General features: G+C 74.3%; 12 protein-coding genes. 7 read left to right on the top strand and 5 right to left on the bottom strand.

All coding sequences use genetic code 11. The annotated features are described in order from the left end of the window. Nucleotides 1-6: 6 nt before the first annotated feature. Nucleotides 7-1,164, top strand: coding sequence for a D-alanine--D-alanine ligase family protein (locus ACH4ZX_RS16520; protein ID WP_398272698.1), 1,158 nt, complete (start codon nt 7-9; stop codon nt 1,162-1,164). A gap of 139 nt (nt 1,165-1,303) precedes the next feature. On the opposite strand, the gene ACH4ZX_RS16515 is transcribed toward ACH4ZX_RS16520, so the two are convergent. Both ACH4ZX_RS16515 and ACH4ZX_RS16510 read right to left on the bottom strand, forming a co-directional pair. Continuing rightward, a complete protein-coding gene (locus tag ACH4ZX_RS16515; protein WP_398272696.1) occupies nt 1,304-1,786 on the bottom strand; it encodes a DUF3515 domain-containing protein in 483 nt (160 codons plus the stop codon). A 20-nt stretch (nt 1,787-1,806) separates the two neighbouring features. Next, nucleotides 1,807-2,040: an Lrp/AsnC ligand binding domain-containing protein gene (locus ACH4ZX_RS16510; protein WP_324788849.1), complete on the bottom strand. Its 234-nt coding sequence runs from the start codon at nt 2,038-2,040 to the stop codon at nt 1,807-1,809. 206 nt (nt 2,041-2,246) lie between these two features. Here ACH4ZX_RS16510 and ACH4ZX_RS16505 point away from each other — a divergent pair, with 206 nt between their 5' ends. Then, a complete protein-coding gene (locus ACH4ZX_RS16505) occupies nt 2,247-3,212 on the top strand; it encodes a thiamine-phosphate kinase (protein WP_324788850.1) in 966 nt (321 codons plus the stop codon). Next, complete coding sequence (gene thiD / locus ACH4ZX_RS16500) at nt 3,209-4,009, top strand: bifunctional hydroxymethylpyrimidine kinase/phosphomethylpyrimidine kinase (RefSeq protein WP_398272694.1); 801 nt, start codon at nt 3,209-3,211, stop codon at nt 4,007-4,009. The genes ACH4ZX_RS16505 and thiD overlap by 4 nt, the downstream gene beginning before the upstream one ends. Nucleotides 4,010-4,110: 101 nt before the next feature. Here thiD and rpmB read toward each other — a convergent pair whose 3' ends face one another. Continuing rightward, nucleotides 4,111-4,296 (bottom strand): 50S ribosomal protein L28, encoded by a 186-nt coding sequence (gene rpmB / locus ACH4ZX_RS16495; protein ID WP_003993230.1) that lies wholly within the window; start codon nt 4,294-4,296, stop codon nt 4,111-4,113. Between the two features lie 266 nt (nt 4,297-4,562). On the opposite strand from rpmB, the gene ACH4ZX_RS16490 reads away from it, so the two are divergent. Then, on the top strand, nt 4,563-6,290 hold the full coding sequence (locus tag ACH4ZX_RS16490) for a DAK2 domain-containing protein (RefSeq protein ID WP_398272737.1): 1,728 nt from the start codon (nt 4,563-4,565) through the stop codon (nt 6,288-6,290). Nucleotides 6,291-6,887: 597 nt separating this feature from the next. On the opposite strand, the gene ACH4ZX_RS16485 is transcribed toward ACH4ZX_RS16490, so the two are convergent. Both ACH4ZX_RS16485 and ACH4ZX_RS16480 read right to left on the bottom strand, forming a co-directional pair. Beyond that, a complete protein-coding gene (locus ACH4ZX_RS16485) occupies nt 6,888-9,872 on the bottom strand; it encodes a tetratricopeptide repeat protein (protein ID WP_398272692.1) in 2,985 nt (994 codons plus the stop codon). Then, nucleotides 9,869-11,719, bottom strand: coding sequence for an HSP90 family protein (locus ACH4ZX_RS16480; protein ID WP_398272735.1), 1,851 nt, complete (start codon nt 11,717-11,719; stop codon nt 9,869-9,871). Before ACH4ZX_RS16480 ends, ACH4ZX_RS16485 begins: the two co-directional genes overlap by 4 nt. A gap of 164 nt (nt 11,720-11,883) precedes the next feature. Here ACH4ZX_RS16480 and recG point away from each other — a divergent pair, with 164 nt between their 5' ends. The 3 genes from recG (at nt 11,884) to coaD (ending at nt 15,408) form a co-directional block, all read left to right on the top strand. Beyond that, nucleotides 11,884-14,112 carry an ATP-dependent DNA helicase RecG gene (gene recG, locus ACH4ZX_RS16475; protein ID WP_398272690.1) on the top strand — a complete coding sequence of 743 codons (2,229 nt, stop codon included), beginning with the start codon at nt 11,884-11,886 and terminating at the stop codon, nt 14,110-14,112. 202 nt (nt 14,113-14,314) lie between these two features. Further along, nucleotides 14,315-14,902: a 16S rRNA (guanine(966)-N(2))-methyltransferase RsmD gene (gene rsmD / locus ACH4ZX_RS16470; RefSeq protein ID WP_398272688.1), complete on the top strand. Its 588-nt coding sequence runs from the start codon at nt 14,315-14,317 to the stop codon at nt 14,900-14,902. Between the two features lie 26 nt (nt 14,903-14,928). Beyond that, nucleotides 14,929-15,408 (top strand): pantetheine-phosphate adenylyltransferase, encoded by a 480-nt coding sequence (gene coaD / locus ACH4ZX_RS16465; RefSeq protein ID WP_398272734.1) that lies wholly within the window; start codon nt 14,929-14,931, stop codon nt 15,406-15,408. Nucleotides 15,409-15,462: the final 54 nt, after the last annotated feature.

The raw sequence follows: 15,462 nt of genomic DNA, 5'->3' as shown, positions 1-15,462 counted from the left end.
CGCGATATGAGCACCGAGAACCTTCCCCAGAGCCCTGAGCAGCCGCCTCGCAAGCCGCGCGTGGCCGTCGTGTTCGGGGGGCGCAGTTCCGAACACGGGATCTCCACGGTCACCGCCGGCGCCGTCCTGAGGGCCATCGACCGGACGAAGTACGACGTCCTGCCGATCGGCATCACCCGGGAAGGCCGCTGGGTGCTCACCGCCGACGAACCGGACCGCATGGCGATCACCGACCGCCGCACCCCGGAGGTCGCGGAGCTGGCCGAGTCCGGCGAGGGCGGCGTGGTGCTCCCCGTAGACCCCGCCAGCCGCGAAGTCGTCTACAGCGAGCCCGGATCGGTGCCCAAGGCGCTCGGCGAGGTCGACGTCGTCTTCCCCGTCCTGCACGGCCCGTACGGCGAGGACGGCACCCTGCAGGGGCTGCTGGACCTGGCCGGCGTGCCGTACGTCGGCTCGGGCGTGCTCTCCTCGGCCGTCGGCCAGGACAAGGAGTACATGAAGCGGGTGTTCGCCTCCTTCGGGCTCAAGGTCGGCCCGTACGTGGTGATCCGGCCGCGCGAGTGGCAGCGGGACGAGCCGGCCGCCCGCAAGAGGATCGTCGACTTCGCCGGCGAGCACGGCTGGCCGCTGTTCGTGAAGCCCGCGCGCGCGGGCTCGTCCATCGGCATCACCAAGGTCGACGACCTCTCGGGCCTGGACGAGGCGATCGCGGAGGCCCAGCGGCACGACCCGAAGATCCTCGTGGAGGCGGCCGTGCGCGGCCGTGAGATCGAGTGCGGCGTGCTGGAGTTCGAGGACGGCCCGCGCGCCTCGGTGCCCGCGGAGATCCCGCCGCCGGACGCGCACGCCTACTACGACTTCGAGGCCAAGTACATCGACTCCACCCCGGGCATCGTGCCGGCGCCGCTGACGCCGGAGCAGACCGCCGAGGTGCGGGCGCTCGCCGTGGAGGCGTTCGAGGCGGCCTCCTGCGAGGGGCTGGTGCGCGCGGACTTCTTCCTCACCGAGGACGGGGAGTTCGTGATCAACGAGATCAACACGATGCCCGGCTTCACGCCCATCTCGATGTACCCGCAGATGTGGCAGGCCAGCGGGATCGGCTACCCGGAACTGGTGGACCGGCTGCTGCAGGCGGCGCTGCGCAGGTCCACGGGCCTGCGCTGAGCCGCCGCCCGCACGGGCGGGTCTGCGCCGAGCATCTGCGCTGAGCCGGCCGGCCGGCGTAGAGCCGACCGACCGCGAGTCAGTCGGCGGCGAGTCAGTCGGCGGCGAGTCAGTCGGACGCGAGTCAGTCGGACGCGAGTCAGTCGGCGATCCCCTCGGGGATCGCCTTCTCGACGGCCGGCGCCAGGTCCACCAGCGGCGCCAGGCCGTTGCCGGTGCGCGCCTTCGGGATCGTCACCTCCACGTACACCACGCGCAGCGTCGTGGTGAATCGGAACGAGCCGTCGTCCCGCTTCTGCAGCAGCCAGCCCACTCCGTTCGCCTCCACGCCGTCGGCCTCCGGATCGTTCATCTCCGAGGGCCGCGGCACACCGCACCGCAGTATGATCGCCGGGTTCCCCCAGCCCGCGGTCAGCGCGGACGCGGGCTCGGGATCCCGGCGGCTCTGACCGTCCACCTTCGCGGGCAGCGCCTCGTCGAGGTTCCGGCACAGTTTCGCGGCCTTCGGGGAGGGGCTGGGAACCGCCGCCGTCGCGTGCTCGTCTGCCGAGGAGCAGCCGGCGACGGTGACCAGCAGGGCGAACGCGGACAGGCCGATGAGCCGGTGACGGAAGAACTTCACCGGCCAAGGGTAGACGGGGGCTACAGATGCACGACCGGGCAGGTCAGGGTGCGCGTGATGCCGTCCACTTGCTGGACCTTCGCGACCACCATGCGACCGAGGTCGTCCACGGTGTCGGACTGGGCGCGCACGATCACGTCGTACGGTCCGGTCACGTCCTCGGCCTGGATGACTCCAGGGAGCTTGCTGATCGTCTCGGCGACGGTCGACGCCTTGCCGACCTCCGTCTGGATCAGAATGTACGCCTGTACCACGGAACCTCCAGGGCGGCCACGAGGATCATGTGGGGAAAAGGAACGCCACCGTATCGCGTCGCCGCGTGCCACGGGGAGACCCGCGGTAGCCGGGGCCTGCGCGCCGCGGTGCGGGCACGACCGAAGCCGACGGCCACCTCGACCGTATCGGGGACACTGATGACGCGCGACCGGGCACGGTACGGGACGGAAGGGGAGCAAGGGAAATGAAGGGCACTGTTGGTGAGCTCGGGGAGTTCGGGCTCATCAGGGAGCTCACCTCCCGTCTCACCACCACCCCGGCGGTCCGGGTCGGCCCCGGCGACGACGCCGCGGTCGTCGCCGCGCCCGACCGGCGGGTCGTGGCCAGCACCGACATCCTCCTGGAGGGACGGCACTTCCGCCGCGACTGGTCCACCGCCTACGACGTGGGACGCAAGGCGGCCGCGCAGAACCTCGCGGACATCGCCGCCATGGGCGCCGTGCCGACCGCGCTGCTGCTCGGCCTGGTCGTGCCGGCCGAGCTGCCGGTGACCTGGCCGAGCGAGCTGATGGACGGCCTGCGCGACGAGTGCCAGGTCGCGGGCGCCTCCGTGGTCGGCGGCGACGTCGTACGCGGCGACACGATCATGGTGTCGATCACCGCGCTCGGCGACCTGCGCAACCAGGAGCCCGTCACCCGGGGCGGCGCGCAGCCCGGCGACCGGGTCGCGGTCACCGGCTGGCTGGGCTGGTCCGCGGCCGGGCACGCGGTGCTCTCCCGCGGCTTCCGCTCCCCGCGGGCGTTCGTCGAGGCGCACCGGCGCCCCGAGCCGCCCTACCACGCCGGGCCGGCCGCCGCGGCGCTCGGCGCGACCGCGATGTGCGACGTCAGCGACGGGCTGATCGCCGACCTCGGGCACATCGCCGAGGCCAGCAAGGTCCGCATCGACATCCGCTCCGGCGCGATCGACATCCCGTCCCAGATGAACGACATCGGGCAGGCCGTCGGCGTCGACCCCATGCAGTGGGTGCTGACCGGAGGAGAGGACCACGCGATCGTGGCGACCTTCCCGCCGGACGTGAAGCTGCCCGCGCGCTGGAAGGTGATCGGCGAGGTGCTCAACCCCTCGGCGCTGCCCCAGGTGACGGTCGACGGGGCGCCGTGGACCAGCAAGGGCGGCTGGGACCACTTCGGGGACATCGAGGCGTGATCCCGCGCGTGCTGACGGTGGCGGGCTCCGACTCCGGCGGGGGCGCCGGGATCCAGGCCGACCTGAAGACCATGCTGGCGCTCGGGGTGCACGGGATGAGCGTCGTCACGGCGGTCACCGCGCAGAACTCCGTGGGCGTGCAGGGCGCCTGGGAGCTGCCGGTGGAGGCGGTGCGGGCCCAGTACCGCAGCGTGGTCGACGACATCGGCGTACAGGCCGTGAAGACCGGGATGCTCGCCTCGGCCGAACTCGTCGAGGCGGTGGCCGAGTTGATCGGCGCGACGGACGCGCCTGCGGTCGTCGACCCGGTGGGCGTCTCCAAGCACGGGGACCCGCTGCTCGCGGCCTCCGCGCTGTACGCCGTACGGACGAGGCTGCTTCCGGTCGCGACCGTCGCGACGCCGAACCTCGACGAGGTGGCCCGGCTCACGGGTGTGCGGGTGGAGTCGGAGGCGCAGCTGCGCCCGGCCGCGGCGGCCGTCCTCGCGTACGGTCCGGCGTGGGTGCTGATCAAGGGCGGTCACCTGCCCGGCGACGCCGTGGACCTGCTCACCGACGGCTCCGTGGAGCACTGGCTGCGCGCGCCCCGGCTCGACAACCGGCACACGCATGGCACGGGCTGCACCCTCGCCTCGGCGATCGCCGCGCAGCTCGCGAAGGGGCGGTCCGTGCCCGAGGCGGTGGCCGCGGCCAAGGAGTACGTCACCGGGGCGATCGCCGCCGGCTTCCCGCTCGGCGCCGGCATCGGACCCGTCGACCACGGGTGGGCCCTCAGGAGGGAGACTCCCTCGCCCTGACCCGCCTCCGGGCCCCGGGCACAGCAGGAAGCCGGCCCACCTGGTGGTGGACCGGCTCCGTGCAGCGAACCAGCGGTGGCCGCGCGCTCAACAGCAGAGCGTCAGCGCGAGACCTTGCCGGCCTTGATGCACGAGGTGCAAGCGTTCACGCGCTTCGGCGTCCCGCCCACCACGGTACGCACACGCTGGATGTTCGGGTTCCAGCGGCGGGACGTACGGCGGTGCGAGTGCGAGATGTTGTTGCCGAAGCCCGGCCCCTTGCCGCAGACGTCGCAGTTGGCAGCCACGGGTCACTCCAAAGACTTCAGATGCACTTACGGTTGATCCCGGCATGCCGGGATCAAGATCTAGGATCAGCGATCTGGATGGCGTTGCCAGGGGAATGGCCCGATCAGGATCGGGCAACCGGAGCAGCATACAACGACCGCGCCGGTGCAACGAAACTACCATGGCTGCTCAGACCCCCGCTCCCGGCCCCCGTCCGGCCCGCCGCCGGGTCCGCACCGGCCCGGGGTCTACGCTGCGTGCAGTCCAGCAGCTCAAGGAGGCGCAGGTGGCGCACGTGCCGCAGACATTCTTCGATGCTCTCGCGGTGCGCACCTGGTGCGGCCTCGCGCTGGAGGCGCTCGGACGCGCGCGCGAGGAGATCGACGCGATCAACGTCTTCCCCGTCGCCGACGGGGACACCGGCACGAACCTGTACCTGACCGTGGAGTCAGCCGTCGCGGCCGTCGAGGCGGTGTTCACGGCCCACGAGACCGGCTCCCGGGCGCCGGGCAGCACCGACGGGCCCCTGCTGGCCGACGCGGTGCACGCGATGGCGCACGGGGCACTGATCGGCGCGCAGGGCAACTCCGGGACGATCCTCGCGCAGTTGCTGCGCGGCATGGCCCAGGTCCTCGCCGACGGTGAGACACCGCACACCGACGGACCCGGTCTGCGGCGCGCCCTGCACAACGCCGCCGAGTCCGCCCGCCGGGCCGTCGAGCACCCCGTCGAGGGCACGGTCCTGTCGGTCGCCGCCGCCGCCGCGGAGGCGGCCGTCGCGGCGGACGGGGACTGCGGGGCGGTCGCGCGGGCCGCCTACGAGGGCGCGCGGGCGGCACTCGCCGCGACGCCCGGCCAGCTGGGGGTGCTGGGCCGCGCCGGGGTGGTCGACGCCGGCGGCCGGGGGCTGGTGGCGGTGCTGGCCGCGCTGGTGGAGACGTTCACGGGGGAGACGCCGAGGGCGGTGCCGGTGCGGGTCGCCCCGGCCCACGCGCGCGTGGCGGACGCGGCCGACGGGCCCGAGGAGGGCGCGGCGGACCGCACGACCGCCGGCGCCGGCGGCGAGTGCGGCGACGGCCCGGAGGACGGCGGCCCCGCCTTCGAGGTGATCTACCTCCTGGAGGCCGGGGACGCGGCGGTGGCGCGGCTGCGCGAACGCCTCGACGGCCTCGGGGACTCGCTGGTCGTGGTCGGCGGCGACGGGCTGTGGAACGTCCACGTGCACGTGGACGACGCCGGGGCCGCGGTGGAGGCGGGCATCGAGGCCGGACGGCCGCACCGGATCAGGATCACCCACTTCGGGGCCGGCGCCGTGCACACGCGCGCCGGTGAGCGCCTGCCGCAGGAGCCCGCCCAGCGCGCGGTGGTGGCCGTCGTGCCCGGCGAGGGACTGGCCGGGCTGTACGCCGAGGCCGGCGCGACCAGCGTGCTCGCGCGCCCGGGGGAGCCGCCCGCCAGCGGGGAGCTCGTGGACGCCGTACGGCGGGCCCACGCGCGCGAGGTCGTGCTGCTGCCCAACGACGCCGAGCTGCGCCACACCGCTGCCGCGGCGGCCGAGCAGGCGCGCGCCGAGGGCGTCCGGGTGGCCCTGATCCCGACGCGCTCCCCGGTCCAGGGGATCGCGGCGCTGGCCGTGCACGAGCCCGGGCGCCGCTTCGACGAGGACGTCGTGGCGATGACCTCGGCGGCGGGCGCGACCCGGTACGCCGAGGTGGCCGTCGCCGAACGCGAGTCCTGGACCACGGCCGGGATCTGCCAGGCCGGCGACGTGCTCGGCCTGATCGAGGGCGACGTGGCCGTGATCGGCTCCGACGTCACCGCCGTCGCCGAGACGGTCCTCGACCGCATGCTCGCGGCCGGCGGCGAACTCGTCACGCTCGTCCTCGGCGACGAGGCGCCCGAGTCCATCGCCGGCCACCTCGAAGCACGCGTGCGTGAGTCGTACCTCGCCGTCGACACGGTCGTCCACCACGGCGGACGGCAGGGCGCCCCGCTGCTGATCGGCGTCGAGTAGCGCGCCCCCGCGGCCCCTTGCGCCCCGCGGCCCCTTGCGCCCCGCGGCCCCTTGCGCCCCGCTGCCTTGCGTCCTGCCGCCCTGCGCCCCGTGGTCCTGCGTCCGCGGGCTTGCGGGGCGGGGCAGCTCGGTCGGCGTGGGGCTCCGGACGATCCGCCGCTCTGGCGTCCCGCTGCTCTGGCGTCCCGCCGTCTTGCGTCACTCCGCTCGCGCGCCCGCCGCCTCGCGCCCTGCCGCCCTGCGCCCCGCGGTCCAGCGTCCGCGGCCTTGCGGGGCGGGGCAGCTCGGTCGGCGTGGGGCTCCGGACGATCCGCCGCTCTGGCGTCCCGCCGTCTTGCGTCACTCCGCTCGCGCGCCCGCTGCCTTGCGTCCTGCCGTGCTGTGCCCCGCGGTCCTGCGTCCGTGGTCCTGCGTCCGTGGCCTTGCGGGGCGGGGCAGCTCGGTCGGCGTGGGGCTCCCGGACGCCGCAGCCCTGCGTTCCGCCGGTCTGCGTCCTGGGGCCTGGTGCCGGCAGCCTGTGCCCCGCCGCCCTGCGTTGTGCCGTCCGGCGTCGCTCTGCGCGCTCCAGCCCCGCGGTCGGCAGCCTCGCGGGGCCGCTCAGCCGGTCTGCTGCTCCCGGACGGCCCGCAGCAGGTGCTCCGCCTCCGCCCGCCGCCCCGCGACCGTCCCGTCGGGCTCGTCCGGTTCGTCGGTCGTCTCCGACTCGTCGCGGCCGTCGTACGCCGCCAGCACCGCACGCGCGCGTGCCGACGCCCGCTCGGGCCGGCCGAGGTCGGCCTCCAGCCACCCGGCGGCCAGTTCGGCGCCGGTGCGGCTGTGCAGGGCGTCGCCGCCGAGGGAGGCGAACACCGCGGCCGCCTCGGAGACCTGGGACAGGGCTGCCTCCAGCGTGGCCCGGATGGCGTCGTCGTCGGTGTCCTCGGCGGCGGAACGGGCCAGCAGTTCGCCGAACTGGCGGTGCGTGTGCCCGAGTTCGGCGAGCAGTTGCGGCCGCGCCGGTTCGTCGGGCGGGCCGGCGTCCAGCGCCGCCCGGCACTCCCGGACCGCGTCCGTCATCAACTCCCGTGCCGCCCCGGCTCCGTCGTCCGTGCGCAGCGCGAGCCACGCGCGGGCGCGCAGGGAGCGCACCAGGCCGTGGACGTCGCCGAGGGAGCGCCACAGCTCGCCCGCGCGCACGTAGGCCCGGTCGGCCTCGGCCGGCAGCCCCGCGTGCCCGAGGGACTCGGCGGCGAGGTGGGCGAGCGTGGCGTGGTCGTGCTGCTCCGGCCAGTGCCGGGCGATCTCGGCCGCCCGCAGCCGCCGTTCCGCGGACGCGCGGTGCTCGCCGAGCTCGCTCAGGCAGTCGCCGAGCCACCACAGCGTCTGCACGACCGCGCCGTCGCCGTGCGTCCGGACGTTCAGGTCGGGCAGCGCGGACTCCAGCACCTCCGCGGCCTCCGCCCACCGGCCCTGGCGCAGCAGCAGGCCGCCGAGCTGGTGCCGGGCCCAGGCGCCCAGCGCGGGACCCTCGTCGGCCTCGTCGGCCCAGTGGGCGGCCTCCAGGGCGTGCGCGGCGGCCTCCTCGGCCAGGTCCCGCCCGCCGAGCACCTCGGCGAGCTGGAGGTGGAGCTGGGCCCGTCCGACCGCCTCCAGGTACGGTCCGCCGTGCTCCAGGGCCGCCCGCAGCGCCCGTTCCGCCTCCGCGACGTCGCCCAGGTGGTGCGCCAGTCCGGCCAGCCGCGCCTCGTACTCCACCGCGAACCACGGCAGCCCCGCGTCGACGAACTGCGCGGCGGCCCGCCGGAACAGCTCCGCCGCCTCCGCCAGGTCCCCCGCGCGGGCCGCGAGGTCCGCCAGCATCGCCCGCGCCTCGGCCGCCCGCGAGGCGAGCCGTATGTCGCCCCCGGCGTGCCCGTCGACCAGGGTGAGCACCTCGCGCACCGCGGCCTCGGCCCCGGCGGTGATCTCCTCCGCGACGCCTCCGCCCCCGGCGGCCTCGCCCGCCTCCTGCACCCGCCGCATCCAGATCCGCGCCCGCCCCATCAGCACGGACGCCGTCGGCCGTACACCCGTGGCGCCCTCGGCGTACAGCGCCAGCACCCGGTCGCAGGGCTCGGCGACCGCGGCGAGGGCCTCCTCGACCCGGCCCGCCAGGGCGCGTACGTAGGCCGCACGCGTGCGTGCCGCCAGCGCCTCCCCGGGATCGCCCGCCTCCGCGTACAGCTCGGCGGCCCGCTCGAACAGCTCGGCGCCCTCCGGTCCCCGGCCCATCGCCTCGTGGTCGACGACCTCGGCGCGGTCGCGGGCGTCCAGCCGGTCGCCGCCGGCCGCCTCCGCGGCCCGTGCGACCGCCGCCCACGCCTCGACGGCGTGCGGTCGCAGGCCCTCCGACAGCCGCCGCGCCTCGGCCAGCAGGGCGTCCAGGCCGGGCTCGCTCGCGCCCGCGGCGACCGGCGCCGCCACGGGAGGCGGTGGCGCGGAGACCGGGCGGGCGGTGCGCACACCGAGCGGCAGCCGTTCCACCAGCGGCTCCTGCGCCATGCGCGCGCGTGCCCGGTCACTGACGTACGGGGTGCCGTTGCGCTGGTCGAACCGCGCCGCCAGGGCGAGGGCCTCCGCGCGCGCGTGCGCGCCCAGTTCCCGCGCCGTCCACGCCCGGCCCGCCGGACCCGGCACCTGCTCCTCGCCCAGCCCCCGCTGCTCCAGCCGGTCCATGAGCAGCGCCACGACCGCCATGAAGTCCAGCTTGCTGCGCGGATGCCCGGTGTCCGTGAAGTACGCCGGCCGCTCCGCGAGCAGTTCGAGACCGCGCGCCTCGTTGCCGGTCAGCGCGCAGAACTCCACGTGGTCCGCGTACGCGCCCCGCATGCTCTCCATGGACCGCACCAGCCGGAAGCCCCGCAGGTGGTTGGCGCGCGCCTCGCCGGGCCGGTCCAGCCGCAGCAGCGGCACCAGGGAGGACGCCAGCACCGTATGCGGTTCGTGCGCGCAGGTGAACTCGCCGTCCAGGACCGGCCGCCACAGCCGCAGCGCCTCCGCGTCCCGGCCCCGCTCCGCCTGCCACCAGCCCTGCCCGTGCAGCTCGCACGCGTGGCAGTCGGCCATCGCGTCCCGGTCCGCGGCCAGCCACGCGGCGTACGCCCGTTCCGCCCGCTCCACGTCCCCGACATGCGCGGCCACGCTCAACTCGGCGCTGCGCACCGCCCGTTCGGAGTGACCCGCGAGCCGGTAACGGTGCTCCATCTCGGCGAGCCACTTCTCGATCGAGGCGAGCGGGATGTGCGGCTGGTCGAGCATGCCGGCCGACATCCACTTGAAGACCCAGTGCAGCGAGTGCGTCTCGTACTCGTCGAAGTCCTCCGGACGCTCGTCCCACATGCGCAGCAGGCGCGCGAAGGGGACGAACATCTTGTCCTTCTCGGAGCTGTAGTTGTAGACCTTCAGCTGGTGCCCGAGCGCCTCGATCACGGCCAGCGGGACGTCCAGCTTCTCGGCCTCGGCGAGCAACTGCTCCGCGCGCGCGTTGCGGGCCGGCCCCTCCGGCTGTTCGGAGTTGTCCGCCATCGCCCGGCGGAGGGAATCGATGTCCGTGACGCCGCTCACCGGTGACCGTCCTCGCCGTGCGTGGCCCACTCCAGCAGGCCGATGAACGCCCTGTTCAGCAGTGCCGAGTCGGCCGGCCGCAGCGGACGCTGGGACATCAGCAGGGCCTGCCCGTACAGGGACTCCGTCGCGGTGCCGATCAGCTCCGGATCACCCAGCGAACTGATCCGCCGCACCAGCGGGTTGAGGTGGTTGAGCACCAGACGCGCGCGCGGGGCGCTGCCGCGCAGCGAGCCGAGGATGCCGGCCCACAGGTCGTCGGCCTGCTCCTCCGCCTCGGCGCGGGCCTGTTCGTGACGGGCCGCGCGGTCGTCCAGGTGGAGGGCGGGGACGGACAGCGGGTGGAAGGCGCGGAGCACGATGTCGCACCCCACCGGGTCCAGCCTGGCCCGCGCCGCCGCCAGGAACCCGGCCAGCGCCAGCTCCTCCGACGGGTCGACGGCGTCCAGGTGCGCGGTCACCGTGTCCGCGTCCAGCTCGGCGACCACCGTCCCCGGCCGCACCGACGGCAGCGCCTCGACCAGCTCGCTGTCGTACGTGTAGCCGCCGTTGATCACCCCGACGCCCTGCGCGGACGCGATCGGCGCGACCTGCCGGTACTCCTCGACGGTCCGCGTGAAGTGCACCACCGGGTGCCGTTGCGCGAACTCCTCCAGCGACAGCCGCCCGTCCGTCGTCTCGAAGGGCAGCCACGGCAGCATCGTGCGCAGCATCTCCCTGTCGTGCCGCGCGAGCGACTTCACGCCCAGGTGGTGCACGGCCAGGAAGGCCGCCAGCCGCTCCGGGTCCCCGGCCGCGAGGCCCGTCAGCCAGGACCGGATCCGCTCGCCGAGCGCTTCCCGCACGGCCGCCAGCGTCTCGTCCTCGTAGAGCGACTCCCGGGAGGCGGTCGGCCGCAGGCTGTCCGTGTCCAGGACGCAACGCACGAAGAACGCCCAGTCCGGCAGCAGCTGTTCGGCCCGCTCGGTCAGCAGCATGCCCTTGAGGTGGACGCGGTGCGTCGCCCGCTGGGCGGGGCTGACGGCCGACGGCAGGACGTAGGCCACCCCGCGGATCCCGGCGAGCGGCACGTCCAGCCCGATCGAGTCCAGCGGGGTGAAGCCGAACAGCTCGTGACAGTGCCGCGCCAGGGCCACCCGGCGGGCGGCGGGGGAGGGGTACGGGCGGTCCCAGGGCGCGGGCAGGTCGGTGACCGTCTCGTCGCCGACCCGGACGTCGTAGGGCAGCAGGGAGCCGAAGTGGCGCGCGAGCGTGAGCACCCGCTCCGGCGACAGCCACTCCGCGGCCCCGGCCCGCGCCACCAGGTGCACGGTGGTGCCCGGCTCGGGCCGCGCCTCAGGGGGCAGCGTCCGCACGGTGTACGAGCCGTCGTCGCTCGCCGTCCACTCCACGGGCGCCGCGTCCGGCGTCCGGGCGCTGCGGCTGACCACGCGGATCCGCTCGGCGACCACGAAGCAGGCCAGCAGGCCGATGCCGAACTGCCCGAGGAAGTCCGAGCGGACCTCCTGGATGCCGTCGGCGCGCTTGGAGCTGCGTCCGATGGTGGCCAGCAGGTCGTGCACGTCCGACTCCGTCAGCCCGACGCCGGTGTCCTCGATCCGCAGGGCGGCACCGCCGTCGGGGGAATCCGCGTGGAGCCGCACCCGCGCGGGGGCGCCGGGCTCTTCCGCGCGCCGGGCCGTGATGGCGTCGACGGCGTTCTGCAGCAGCTCCCGCAGGTAGACCTTGGGGCTCGAGTAGAGGTGATGGGACAGCAGGTCCACCAGGCCGCGCAGGTCGACCTGGAACATGTGAGGTGGGTGGGGTGAGTGGGACGGCTGGGATGACTGTGAGGTCTGGGAGTCCATCATCGCTGCGCCGGTGGGGGGACGGGGGAGGCGCGGGGTCGGGCGGTCCCTGGTGGGGCGGTGACCGCGGGATGGCCGGAGGCGCGTCATCCTAGGGCCGGACCGAACCGCCTGACCATGGGTTTCGGGGTACGCATAAGGCAATGTCAGTGCCGTGGTGTGCAATGGATCCTGTGCCCGCACTGCAAGGACCACTGCAACAGCCGCTGAAGTCGGTGCTCGGCCCCGCCACCGCGAAGGTGATGGCCGAGCACCTCGGCCTGCACACCGTCGGCGACCTCCTCCACCACTACCCGCGCAGATACGAGGAGCGCGGCCAGCTCACCCACCTCGCCGACCTCCCCATGGACGAGCACGTCACGGTGGTCGCGATGGTCGCCGACGCCCGCCTGCACACCTTCGCCTCCTCCAGGGCCCCCCGGGGCAAGGGCCAGCGCCTCGAGGTCACGATCACGGATGGCAGCGGCAGGCTCCAGCTGGTCTTCTTCGGCAACGGCGTGCACAAGCCCCACAAGGAACTCCTGCCGGGCACCCGCGCGATGTTCTCCGGCAAGGTCTCCGTCTTCAACCGCCGCCTCCAACTGGCCCACCCCGCCTACGAGTTGCTGCGCGGCGCGGAGGGCGACCCGGGGGAGACGCCCGAGACCTGGGCCGGCGCCCTGATCCCCATCTACCCCGCCACCGCCAAGCTGGAGTCCTGGAAGATCGGCAAGGCGATCCAGACGGTGCTGCCCACCGCCCAGGAGGCGGTCGACCCCCTTCCGCCCTCCCTGCGCGAGGGCCGCGGCCTGGTCCCCCTGCCCGAGGCCCTGCTGAAGATCCACCGCCCGCACACCAAGGCCGACGTCGCCGACGCCCGCGCCCGCCTGAAGTGGGACGAGGCGTTCGTCCTCCAGGTGGCCCTGGCCCGTCGCCGGCACGCCGACACCCTGCTGCCCGCCGTACCCCGCAGACCGTCCTCCGACGGCCTCCTCACGGCCTTCGACGCCCGCCTCCCCTTCACCCTCACCGAGGGCCAGCGGAAGGTCTCCGAGGAGATCTTCGCCGACCTCGCGACCGAGCACCCGATGCACCGGCTGCTGCAGGGCGAGGTCGGTTCGGGGAAGACCCTGGTCGCCCTGCGCGCCATGCTCGCCGTCGTCGACGCCGGCGGTCAGGCCGCGATGCTGGCGCCCACCGAGGTGCTCGCCCAGCAGCACCACCGGTCCGTGGTGGAGATGATGGGGGAGCTGGCCGAGGGGGGCATGCTCGGCGGGGCCGAACAGGCCACGAAGGTGGTCCTGCTCACCGGCTCCACCGGCGCGGCCGCCCGGCGGCAGGCACTGCTCGACCTCGTCACCGGCGAGGCGGGCCTCGTCATCGGCACGCACGCGCTGATCGAGGACAAGGTGCAGTTCCACGACCTCGGGCTGGTCGTGGTCGACGAGCAGCACCGCTTCGGCGTCGAACAGCGCGACGCCCTGCGCGGGAAGGGCAAGCAGCCGCCGCACCTGCTCGTCATGACCGCCACCCCCATCCCGCGCACCGTCGCCATGACCGTCTTCGGCGACCTGGAGACCTCCGTCCTCGACCAGCTCCCGGCCGGCCGCTCGCCCATCGCCAGCCATGTCGTCCCGGCCGCCGACAAGCCCCACTTCCTCGCCCGCGCCTGGGAGCGGGTGCGCGAGGAGGTGGCGGGCGGCCACCAGGCGTACGTCGTCTGCCCCCGCATCGGCGACGAGGACGACGAGGGCGCGGACCCGAAGAAGCGCAAGTCGCCGGAGGACGAGGCCGAGAAGCGGCCCCCGCTGGCCGTCCTCGACGTGGCCGCCCAGCTGGCGAAGGGCCCGCTCCAGGGGCTCCGCATCGAGGTCCTGCACGGCCGTATGGCGCCGGACGACAAGGACGCCGTCATGCGCCGCTTCGCCGCCGGCGAGACCGACGTCCTGGTCGCCACCACCGTCATCGAGGTCGGCGTCAACGTCCCGAACGCCACCGCGATGGTGATCATGGACGCCGACCGCTTCGGCGTCTCCCAGCTGCACCAGCTGCGCGGCCGCGTCGGCCGGGGCTCCGCGGCCGGCCTGTGCCTGCTGGTCACCGAGATGCCGGAGGCCGCCCCGGCGCGGCAGCGCCTGAGCGCGGTCGCCGCCACCCTCGACGGCTTCGAGCTCTCCCGCATCGACCTCGAACAGCGCCGCGAGGGCGACGTCCTCGGCCAGGCCCAGTCCGGCGCCCGCACCAGCCTGCGCATGCTCACGGTCATCGAGGACGAGGAGATCATCGCCGAGGCGAGACAGGAGGCGACGGCCGTCGTGGCGGCCGACCCGGAGCTGACCGGCCTGCCGGGCCTGCGCACCGCTCTGGACGCCTTGCTGGACGAGGAGCGGGAGCAGTACCTGGAGAAGGGGTGAGTCCGGCCGCCGGCAGCGCGTGAGCACCCCCTTGCCCCCGGCTGCGAGACTGGACCCGTGGCCGTCCGGCCGACTGTCGGACGACCGTCGGACGACCCGTCCGACGAGCCATCGGACGACCCGTCCATGACCCGTCCGACGGCCCATCCATGACCCCATCCATGACCCCATCCATGACCCATCCGACGAACGAGGACCCGCGATGACCCGCGTGATCGCCGGCGCGGCCGGCGGACGCCGCCTGGCCGTCCCTCCCGGTACCGGCACCCGCCCGACCTCCGACCGCGCGCGCGAGGGCCTGTTCTCCACCTGGCAGTCCCTGCTCGGCGGCCCCCTCGACGGCGAGCGGGTCCTCGACCTGTACGCCGGCTCCGGCGCCGTCGGCCTGGAGGCGCTCTCCCGCGGCGCGGGCCACGTCCTCCTCGTCGAGGCCGACGCCCGCGCGGCCCGCGTCGTGCGGGAGAACGTCGGCCGCCTCGGCCTGCCGGGCGCCGAGGTCCGGGCGGGCCGCGCCGAACAGGTCGTCCAGTCGCCGGCGCCCGAGGAGCCGTACGACATCGTCTTCCTCGATCCGCCCTACGCCGTCCCGGACGACGATCTTCGGGAGATTCTCCTCACACTCCGCTCGCAGGGCTGGCTCGCGGCGCAGGCCCTCGTCACCGTGGAGCGCAGCACCAGAGGCGGCGAGTTCAGGTGGCCGGACGGCTTCGCCGCGATCCGGGCCCGTCGCTACGGCGAGGGAACGTTTTGGTACGGTCGCGCCGCCTCTACGTGCGAAGACGCACGATGACCGGACCGGAGAGCGAGGGATCACAAGTGCGCCGCGCCGTATGCCCCGGGTCGTTCGACCCGATCACCAACGGACACCTCGACATCATCTCCCGCGCCTCCCACCTCTACGACGAGGTGTACGTCGCGGTGATGATCAACAAGTCCAAGAAGGGCCTGTTCGAGATCGACGAGCGGATCGACCTGATCCGCCAGGTCACCGCCGAGTACGGCAACGTGATCGTGGAGGCCTTCCACGGCCTCCTCGTCGACTACTGCAAGGAACGCGACATCCCGGCCATCGTCAAGGGCCTGCGCGCGGTCAGCGACTTCGACTACGAGCTGCAGATGGCCCAGATGAACAACGGGCTCTCCGGCGTGGAGACCCTGTTCGTGCCGACCAACCCCACCTACAGCTTCCTGTCCTCCTCGCTCGTCAAGGAGGTGGCGACCTGGGGCGGCGACGTCTCCCACCTGGTGCCGCCGGTGGTCCTGGAGGCCCTGAACGGGCGCCTGCGCCAGGGCTGATGGGGCTACAGTCGTCCCGTCCGTCTCCAACACATCGGCAGGAAGTGGCGAGCA

Source organism: Streptomyces sp. NPDC020490 (genome assembly GCF_044335305.1).
Taxonomy (GTDB): domain Bacteria; phylum Actinomycetota; class Actinomycetes; order Streptomycetales; family Streptomycetaceae; genus Streptomyces.
This window is presented reverse-complemented; position numbering and strand designations above follow the sequence as displayed.

What these genes read in the sequence shown, in the direction of transcription:
- ACH4ZX_RS16520 (WP_398272698.1), top strand. Translation starts at nt 7, where the DNA reads ATGAGCACCGAGAACCTTCCCCAGAGCCCTGAGCAGCCGCCTCGCAAG.
- ACH4ZX_RS16505 (WP_324788850.1), top strand. Translation starts at nt 2,247, where the DNA reads ATGAAGGGCACTGTTGGTGAGCTCGGGGAGTTCGGGCTCATCAGGGAG.
- ACH4ZX_RS16480 (WP_398272735.1), bottom strand. Translation starts at nt 11,719, where the DNA reads ATGGACTCCCAGACCTCACAGTCATCCCAGCCGTCCCACTCACCCCAC.
- recG (WP_398272690.1), top strand. Translation starts at nt 11,884, where the DNA reads ATGGATCCTGTGCCCGCACTGCAAGGACCACTGCAACAGCCGCTGAAG.
- rsmD (WP_398272688.1), top strand. Translation starts at nt 14,315, where the DNA reads ATGACCCGCGTGATCGCCGGCGCGGCCGGCGGACGCCGCCTGGCCGTC.